The sequence below is a fragment of the Sphingomonas asaccharolytica NBRC 15499 genome (genome assembly GCF_001598355.1).
Taxonomy (GTDB): Bacteria; Pseudomonadota; Alphaproteobacteria; order Sphingomonadales; family Sphingomonadaceae; genus Sphingomonas; species Sphingomonas asaccharolytica.
This window is the reverse complement of record NZ_BCYU01000127.1, coordinates 1-7,859: the sequence shown is the minus strand read 5'-3', so window position 1 is coordinate 7,859 and position 7,859 is coordinate 1. Positions and strand designations below refer to the sequence as shown.

10 protein-coding genes are annotated in these 7,859 nt (G+C 67.5%); all 10 read right to left on the bottom strand.

What is annotated here, in order from left to right; genetic code table 11:
- Window positions 1–164: 164 nt before the first annotated feature.
- Window positions 165–428: a FliO/MopB family protein gene (locus SAS01S_RS20870; protein WP_066812987.1), complete on the bottom strand. Its 264-nt coding sequence runs from the start codon at window positions 426–428 to the stop codon at window positions 165–167.
- Complete coding sequence (gene fliN, locus SAS01S_RS20865; protein WP_066588837.1) at window positions 428–718, bottom strand: flagellar motor switch protein FliN; 291 nt, start codon at window positions 716–718, stop codon at window positions 428–430. The genes SAS01S_RS20870 and fliN overlap by 1 nt, the downstream gene beginning before the upstream one ends.
- Window positions 715–1,656 carry a flagellar motor switch protein FliM gene (locus SAS01S_RS20860; RefSeq protein WP_066812986.1) on the bottom strand — a complete coding sequence of 314 codons (942 nt, stop codon included), beginning with the start codon at window positions 1,654–1,656 and terminating at the stop codon, window positions 715–717. The genes fliN and SAS01S_RS20860 overlap by 4 nt, the downstream gene beginning before the upstream one ends.
- Before the next feature lie 6 nt (window positions 1,657–1,662).
- A complete protein-coding gene (locus SAS01S_RS20855) occupies window positions 1,663–2,250 on the bottom strand; it encodes a flagellar basal body-associated FliL family protein (protein ID WP_066812985.1) in 588 nt (195 codons plus the stop codon).
- A 15-nt stretch (window positions 2,251–2,265) separates the two neighbouring features.
- Window positions 2,266–3,528 (bottom strand): flagellar hook-length control protein FliK, encoded by a 1,263-nt coding sequence (locus SAS01S_RS20850; protein WP_066812984.1) that lies wholly within the window; start codon window positions 3,526–3,528, stop codon window positions 2,266–2,268.
- A 42-nt stretch (window positions 3,529–3,570) separates the two neighbouring features.
- Window positions 3,571–3,996, bottom strand: coding sequence for a hypothetical protein (locus SAS01S_RS20845; RefSeq protein ID WP_066812983.1), 426 nt, complete (start codon window positions 3,994–3,996; stop codon window positions 3,571–3,573).
- A gap of 3 nt (window positions 3,997–3,999) precedes the next feature.
- On the bottom strand, window positions 4,000–5,337 hold the full coding sequence (locus tag SAS01S_RS20840; protein WP_066812980.1) for a FliI/YscN family ATPase: 1,338 nt from the start codon (window positions 5,335–5,337) through the stop codon (window positions 4,000–4,002).
- A gap of 124 nt (window positions 5,338–5,461) precedes the next feature.
- Window positions 5,462–6,184, bottom strand: a complete 723-nt coding sequence (locus SAS01S_RS20835; RefSeq protein WP_066812978.1) for a FliH/SctL family protein — start codon at window positions 6,182–6,184, stop codon at window positions 5,462–5,464.
- Window positions 6,177–7,187: a flagellar motor switch protein FliG gene (gene fliG, locus SAS01S_RS20830; RefSeq protein ID WP_066812976.1), complete on the bottom strand. Its 1,011-nt coding sequence runs from the start codon at window positions 7,185–7,187 to the stop codon at window positions 6,177–6,179. Before fliG ends, SAS01S_RS20835 begins: the two co-directional genes overlap by 8 nt.
- On the bottom strand, window positions 7,187–7,859 hold a 673-nt coding region (locus SAS01S_RS20825), incomplete at its 5' end, for a flagellar M-ring protein FliF C-terminal domain-containing protein (protein ID WP_281179344.1). The genes SAS01S_RS20825 and fliG, both read right to left, overlap by 1 nt.

Genomic DNA, 7,859 nt, shown 5'->3' with positions numbered 1-7,859 from the left:
GGGCGCGCTCTGGGCGAAGGACGGCATCGCAACGCTCAGCAAGGCGAGAAACGCGAGCAGGATCAGCACCAGCTTCATCAGCTGGACATTTTTCGGGCGCGGCACGACCGGGACCGGCGCGCGAAACAGCGAAGGGCCGTCTTCCTTTAGGCGGCGGATCGTCGTCACTTGGGCAGACTCCCGGCCTTGTCGATCAGCTGGACCCCGCCGCGACCGACCGAGACGAGCAATTTCTGTCCCTCGAACTCGATCACCGCGAGGCGCAGGCCCGGCGACAGCATCATCGTTTCCTGCACCTTGATCGTGCGGTTGGCAGGCTGGCCCGGCAGCCGGCTCTCGAGCCGGCGCCACAGCCACAGGCAGCCGACCATCAGGCCGCAGACCAGCGGCAGCAGCACGAACAGTTTGAGGATGTACGACCAGAGCATCAGCCGCGCTTCTCAGGGCTGACGAGTTCGGTCAGGCGGACGCCGAAGCGCTCGCCGACGGTGACGACCTCGCCGCGCCCGATCAGCGTGCCGTTGACGAACACGTCGAGCAGTTCATTGGCTTGGCGATCGAGTTCGATCACCGAGCTTTCGCCCAAGGCGAGCAGTTCGCGGAGCGTCAGCCGGGTCTGGCCGATCTCCACCGTGAGCTTGACGTCGACATCCTGCAGCAGCCGGTAATTGGCCGCCATGTTGGCGTCGACCGGGAAGGTCCCGGACAAATCGGTCATGCGAGTTCCTCGACATTGAGAGAGAGCGAATTGAGCTTGATCGCGGCGCGTCCGTTGGACGTGCCGACCGTGCCGGTGCCGAGGCGGCCATTGGCCACCATCACCGGCACGTCGGCGGCGACGCTGATCGGGATTACGTCGCCTTCCTTGAGTTCCATCAGCTTGGCGAGGCTTATCACCGGTTCGGCAAGCACCGAGCGGACCGGGAAGGTCACCGTCATCACCGCCTTGGCGAGACCGTTCTGCCACGCCGGATCGGGCGCGGCGCCGAGCACCTTGCCATTCAGCGAGGGCGTGTACGGCTTGAGCGACTGCACCGGGTAGACGATGTCGATGAAGACCGGCTTGCCGTGATGCTTGCCGATGCCGAACCGTGTGACGACCATCGGATCGTCACCGTCGATCCCGGCGACCATCGACGGATTGGCTTCGACCCGACCGGGCGCGAAGCTCACCTTGGCAAGCGGTTCCCACGAGGTCGTCATCGGCTCGGCGACGATCGCGGCGAGGTGCCCGATCATCGCTTCCGCCGCAGGCGAGAATTCGCCCGGCATGTCGTGCGGCGCGGCGCCGGTGCCGCCGAAGAACATGTCGAGCAATTCGAGCACGAACTTGCCGTCGACCACCAACAGCGCCTGGCCAGTGCCCGGCGTCATCGATAGCGGCACCCAAGCGGTCAGGCCGTCGGGGCGTTCGGCGCGGTAATCGGTGAAGCGCTGCACCACCAGCGGCTCCGCCCACAAGCGGACTTCCTGGCGCAACAACGGCTCGAACACGCCGCGCAGGCTCCGCGCCAGACGGGCGGAGAGATGCTGCAGCGTGTGCAGATCGCCGAATGGATTCAGGTTGGCGCCACCAAGCGCGGGAGCGTGTGTCGCCGCCGCGCGAGGGCGTTCGCGCCTGTCCGTGTCGGATATGGATGACGAGCCGTTAACCATGCCCGGTCACTGAACAACAAAATTGGTAAAGTAGACGTTACTAATCCCGCCAAATCCCTCTTTTTGTTTGAGCGTGGCGTTGATTGCCTGGACCAATCGCTGCGCCAGACGCTTCTTGCCGTCGCCGGTCGTGACCTCGTCCTCGGTCGAATCGCCGAGCGCCATCAGCACCGCCGAGCGCACCGCGATCTCGTTGGTCTTGAGGTTCTCGATCACCGAATCGTCGTACGGCGTCGACACCGCGATCCCGATCTGGACGTAATGCGGGCTGTCGCGCAGGTTCGACGTGAAGTCCTTCTCGATGGCGTAATAATTGGACGCATATTTGTCGCCGCCGCTGCCCGACGGCGGCTTGGTACCACTCGACGCGGCGCCCTCGCCTTCCTTGCCGTCGCCGCTGGCGCGCTTCTGCTCGCTCTTGGGCACCAATTTGGGACCTTCGGGTCCAGCCGCCTTGGCGCCGCCCAATATCCCGGCCGCCCACAGGCCGCCCGCCGTGCCGCCACCCACCAGGAGCACGGCCAGGAGCATCAGGGTGATCAATTTGCCTTTGCCCTTCTTCTTGGGCGTGTCGGCCTTGGTTTCGTCACTCATCGTTCATTCCCCCAATCAAGCCACACGGCCGTCATCGACGGCCCGAATGTCGTCATCCGCCCCGGTCGCGAGGCGATTTTTACTGTCCTGCCGAACCTCGGCCTGCGGCCGCGGGCGGTCGCCCCCGGCCATGCCCGATCCGCTCAAATCGACGCTGGTTCCGGTCAGCCGGATGCCGCGCGCCTCGGCCGCGGCGTTGAGCTGCGGCGCGGCATCGGCGAGCAGCGCACGCGTGGTCGGCTGTTCGGCCGCGAAGCGGACGGTGACCGCGCCATCGGCATGCGTGCGCAGCGACACGTCGATCCGGCCGAGCGCGTCGGGCTTGAGCCGGATCGAGGTATCATTGGCATTGGCGTCGTCGCGCAGCGCCTCGATCCGGTCGATCATCTTTTGCGGCCAATCCTGGCGGCCCATGTCGAGCGCCTGACGCTCGGCCTGGCCTGGCTTGGCAACCAGCTGGACGGCGTCGACCGGGGTCAGCAGCGTCGCAGCGGCGGTCGGGTCGCCGGGCTGGCTGCCCTCGCCATCGCCGGGTTTGCGTTCGGGCGCCATCGCCAGCGCGAACAATGCCGGCATCGGCGCGTTGGCCGAAGCCAGCGACGCCAGGGTGACGGGGGCCGCTTGCGGCATCGTGATTCGGATCGGTTGCACGACGGCCTGCGATCCAAGCGAGCGGTCGGCGGCAAGGGCCTGCTGGTTGGCAGCTAATGTCTTGCTCTGCGCGTCGGCGGCCGCGGTAAGGGCCGGGTCGACCGTGGTCGGCGCGGCGGTATTGGATCGGAGCGCCACCGAGATCGGCGTGGTCGCCGGCTGCGATTGCGTCTCGGGCAGGATCTGTTGGGGCGCAGGTTCCGCGCCAGGCTTGGCTTGCGGTGCGTCGCTCGCGAGCGCCAGCGGCAGCGAAGGCAAGGCAGGCTGCGGGGTCCCAGCGGTCGGGGTAAGCGGCGCGGTGACTGCGCCAGTCGCAACGAGTTTCGCAGGAGCGGCGGGCAGAGCGATCGGCGCTACCGAGAGCAACCAGGCAAGCGCGGGATCGCTCTTGTCGTCGTCCTTTTGCGGCAAGGAATTGCCGGTCGCGGCATCATCCTGCCGCTCGCCGCCGGCCTGCCCATCGTTGGGTGCGACGGTCGTCTTGCCGATCATCAGGTCGACGAAAGCGGCCAGGCTCGGCACGCCCGTGGCGCCTTCGGCGACCGTGCCGGGAGCGAGCAAGGAGGACGCGGCAACCTTTGCGGGCAGCGCGACAGTCGTGGAAACGGATAGAGTCAAACCGGTCATGAACCCCTCGTGCTCAGGGGCGTGCACTGCCCCGCAAGGGGTTCAGCAAGGATCGTGCCGAATCTTCCGGACGGCCGGCGCCGCCTCGAGCGCGCGGATCGCCTTGAGCGCAGCTTCACGGTCGGCGCGGACCATCAATTTCTCGACCGCCGACTGGTCGCGCTTCGCCTCTCGCGTTGCCTCGGCGGCGCGTTCGGCGGCGGCTTCGGCGGCGCGCAAGCGGTGCTCGGCATGCTCGGCCGACTGGTGGAGACGCGAGCGGAAATGGGCTGCGGCAACCAGCGAGAATCCGCTCCCCGCTTCGGTCGGCGTCGGCGCGACGCTGTCTGCGAGCGACGCGATACGTCTGGCAAGATCGGCTTCGCTGGCGATCTTGGCCTGAGCGCGGACTTCCTCTGCGCGTGTCATCCCGAGCTGGAGGGTGCGGACCCGGAGGATACGATCGAGCTGGCCCTTGCCGCGCGCCATGGTTTAACCTTGGGTCTGACCGAAAACGCCGATCAATTCGGCGACCGCGTCCGGCAGCGAGACCTTGGTGTCGGCGTCCTGGCGGATATATTCCATCACCGCCGGATGATAAGCGATCGCCGCATCGATCTCGGGATCGACGCCGCCACGATAGGCGCCCATCAGCACCAGGTCGCGATTCTCCTCATAAGTGGCGAGGTGACGGCGCAAGATGCGCGCGGCGGCGATGTGCTCCGCCGGCACGATATCGGTCATCACCCGGCTGACCGACGGGCCAAGGTCGATCGCAGGATAGACACCGCGTTCGGCCAGCGCCCGGCTCAGCACGATGTGACCATCGAGGATCGAACGTGCGCTGTCGACCACCGGGTCGTTGCCGTCGTCGCCATCGGCGAGCACGGTATAGATAGCGGTGATCGATCCGCCGGTGTTCACATCGGTGCCGGCGCGCTCGATCAGATTGGGCAGCATTGCGATCGCCGACGGCGGATAGCCGCGCGCCGAGGCAGGCTCGCCCAAGGCAAGGCCGATCTCGCGCCCGGCATGCGCCACGCGGGTCAGCGAATCCATGATCAGCAGGACCTTCTTGCCTTCGGCGCGGAAGCCTTCGGCAATGGCGGTGGCGCGCAAGGCGCCGCGAATACGCAGCACCGGCGAATGGTTGGCGGGCACCGCAACCACGACCGAGCGCGCGCGCGCCTCGCCGGCAACCTTGGTTTCCAGGAAATCGGCGACTTCGCGGCTGCGCTCGCCGATCAGCCCGATCACCACGACGTCGGCTTGCGCCGCGCGGACCATCATGCCGAGCAATACCGACTTGCCGACGCCCGATCCGGCCATGATGCCGACGCGCTGGCCCTGACCGATCGTCAGCAGGCCGTTGATCGCGCGCACCCCGACGTCCATCGGCTGGAGCACGCGGCCGCGATCGAGCGGCCCCTGGAGCTTGCCGGCGAGCGGCCAATGCTGCGCGCCGCGAATCGGGCCGAGCCCGTCGATCGGCTTACCCGCGCCATCGACCACGCGGCCGAGCAATGCGGCGCCGACTTCGGCGGCGCCGGGGGCGCCGACCGGACGAACCGGGGATTGCGGGAGCAGTGCGGCGGGACCGCCGAGATTCATCAGCAAGGTACGGCCATTCCGGAAGCCGATCACTTCGGCCTCGACCTTGGCGCCGCCCGTGGCGCCGACCTGGCACACCGTGCCGACCGGCAGGTTGAGCCCGATCGCCTCCATCAGCAGCCCGTCGAACGACGCCAGCCGGCCCGATATCTTGGGCTGCGGCACGAAGTCGGCGGTGCCGAGGCTTTCGAGATAATCCTGAGCGAAGCGGTTCAGCACGATTCAGAGGATCCAAACAGGTCGTCACCCCGGCCTTGTGCCGGGGTCCACCTTGCCTCAGGCCCGAAGGCTTGCGGCTCCGTGGATGCCGGCACAAGGCCGGCATGTCCGAATGGAGAGAAGCTCATTCCGGCAACGCCGCGCGGTCGATCGCCTGGGCGAGTTGCTCGATCCACAGGTCCGGTCCGTCCTCGACGATCGTCGCCGCGGATTCGAGCACGAAATGGCCGCGCTCGACCTTGATATCGCCGGCGGCGAAGATGTTGGCGGGCAGATGGCCGTCGACCAGCGGCATGTCCTCGGGGTTGAGCCGCAGTACCGCCGATTCGGCATCGTCGGCGAGCATGCCGGCGGCGACCGCGACGCGGCGGTTGAGCAGATCGGCGTCGACGCCTGCCTCGCCGACCATCTGGCGGACCAATTGCATCACCGTCTGGCGGAGATGTCCGGCGAGCCGGTCGCGATCGATGCGGCGATCGTCGTTGATCGCGGCGATCAGGTCATCGATCAACGCGCGGTCGCGTGCCGCATTGGCGGCGACCTGGGCCATCGCCCCGGCGACGCCTTCGTCATAGCCGGCAGCCCTGGCGGTCGCGATCGGATCGACGAAGCCTGACGGCTGTTGCGTGGCGTCGAACGGATCCCAGCCCTCGGTCGGGTCCTCCTGGCGATCGGCCGGCTCGAAATGCCGCGGCCGCGCATCGGGCGCCGGCGGCGGCTCGGGAGTCATGTCGCGCGGCGAGAAAGCCTCGCTTTTGGCGGCGAAAGCACGGCGCAGCGCGGCGCCCGCGTGGTCGTGGCGGCTGGCGAACCCGGCGACGAAGTCGTTGAGCGGACGGTCAGACATAGTCGTCGTCGCCGCCCATCATGATCGTGCCGTCTTTGGCCAGCGCGCGGGCGAGCTGGATAATCGCCTTTTGCGCGTCGAGCACTTCGCTGAGCTTCATCGGGCCGCGCGCTTCCATCTCGTCGCGGATGCCGTCGGCGGCGCGCGACGACATGCAACCGAGGAAGCGGTTGCGCGTCGCCTCGTCCACGCCCTTGAGCGCACGGGTGAGCAGGTCGCTGTCGATGTTGCGGATGAGTGTGCCGAGATTCTTATCGTCCATGTCGAGCAGATTCTCGAACACGAACAAGGCTTCCTCGATCGCCTTGGCGACTTCGCGGTCGATCTTGAACAATTTCGGCATGACGCGCTGTTCGGTGGTCTTGCGCGCGCCCGACAGGATGCGGGCGGCTTCCTTGGTACCGCCGAGCATCACCCCGGCCGATTGGCCACCCGTGCCGCTGCGATTGGCGAGCATCGTGCGCAAGGTATCGACCGCCTCGGGCGTGATCGGTCCCAGCCGCGCGACGCGGTGGAGGATTTCGGGCTGCGACGCGTCGGGCAGCAATTCGAGCACCTGGCCGGCGACGTCCTGATCGAGATTGGCGATCACCACCGCGGCGATCTGCGGGTGTTCCTTCTCGATCATCGACGCGATCTCGGCCGCATCCATCCAGTCGAGCAGGTCGATCTGGCATTGCGCGTCGGGCGGCGTGATCCGCGCCAGCACGCTGTCGGCCTTTTCAGGGCCGAGTGCACGCGTCATCATCGTCTCGATGATCGGCTTGGGATCGAACCCGATCGCGGTGCGGTCGCGCGCTTTGCCGACGAAATCGTCGAGCACCATCTGGACCTCGGGCTCGCCGACATCGGCGACCGCGAACATCGCCTTGCCGAGTTGGCGGACTTCCTCGGGATCGAGCTTCTGGAGGATGGCCGCGGCCTCCTCCTCGCCGACCAGCATCATCAGCACGGCGGCGCGTTCGACGCCCGAATAGGCGCGGAAAGAGGCGGGAGCGTTCATCAGCGGGCGTCCGATTTGATCATGTCACGCACAGCGAGCGCGGCGCGCGTCGGGTTGTCGCGGGTGAAGCCGCGGACCATCCCGATCCGGTCGTCGAAATTCTGCGCGCTTTCGAGCGCATCGATGCTGACCGGCTGGCCGTTGGGGCCGCTGCCGGTGCCGGGCGCCGTTGGCGAACCGATCCCGAAGGTCGCGTTGAGGTCACGGCCGATGGCGCCGCGTCCGGCATCGTCGCGCTTCTTCATCAGCGCCTTGGACAGCGGGCGGACGCCGAGCATCAGCACCAGCAAGGCAATGACGATCGCGGTGACGTTGCGCAGGATCATCGCCAGCCAGCCGCTTTCATACCAGGGCTGACCACCGCCGAGATCGGGCGCGGCGGCGAAGCGGCGGCTGATCACGGTGACCTGGTCGCCACGCGCCGTGTTGGCGCCGACCGCCGAATTCACCAGCTGGGTGATCTGCTGCATCTCGACCGGCGAGCGCGGCTTCGACCCTTCGACGTCGCGCAGCACGACCGCCACCGACAGGCGCTTGAGCGCCCCTGGTGCGTTGCGGGTGACCGAGACTTCGCGGCCGAGATCATAAGCGCGGGCATAGCTGTCGCTCGCCTTGGCCATGTCGGGCATCACCGGCGAGGCAGCGGCACCGGCCGCGGCGGCAGGCGCGCCC

Excerpts from the sequence above, each read along its gene's own strand:
- SAS01S_RS20870 (WP_066812987.1), bottom strand. The coding sequence starts at position 428 with ATGCTCTGGTCGTACATCCTCAAACTGTTCGTGCTGCTGCCGCTGGTC.
- fliN (WP_066588837.1), bottom strand. The coding sequence starts at position 718 with ATGACCGATTTGTCCGGGACCTTCCCGGTCGACGCCAACATGGCGGCC.
- SAS01S_RS20860 (WP_066812986.1), bottom strand. The coding sequence starts at position 1,656 with ATGGTTAACGGCTCGTCATCCATATCCGACACGGACAGGCGCGAACGC.
- SAS01S_RS20855 (WP_066812985.1), bottom strand. The coding sequence starts at position 2,250 with ATGAGTGACGAAACCAAGGCCGACACGCCCAAGAAGAAGGGCAAAGGC.
- SAS01S_RS20850 (WP_066812984.1), bottom strand. The coding sequence starts at position 3,528 with ATGACCGGTTTGACTCTATCCGTTTCCACGACTGTCGCGCTGCCCGCA.
- SAS01S_RS20845 (WP_066812983.1), bottom strand. The coding sequence starts at position 3,996 with ATGGCGCGCGGCAAGGGCCAGCTCGATCGTATCCTCCGGGTCCGCACC.
- SAS01S_RS20835 (WP_066812978.1), bottom strand. The coding sequence starts at position 6,184 with ATGTCTGACCGTCCGCTCAACGACTTCGTCGCCGGGTTCGCCAGCCGC.
- fliG (WP_066812976.1), bottom strand. The coding sequence starts at position 7,187 with ATGAACGCTCCCGCCTCTTTCCGCGCCTATTCGGGCGTCGAACGCGCC.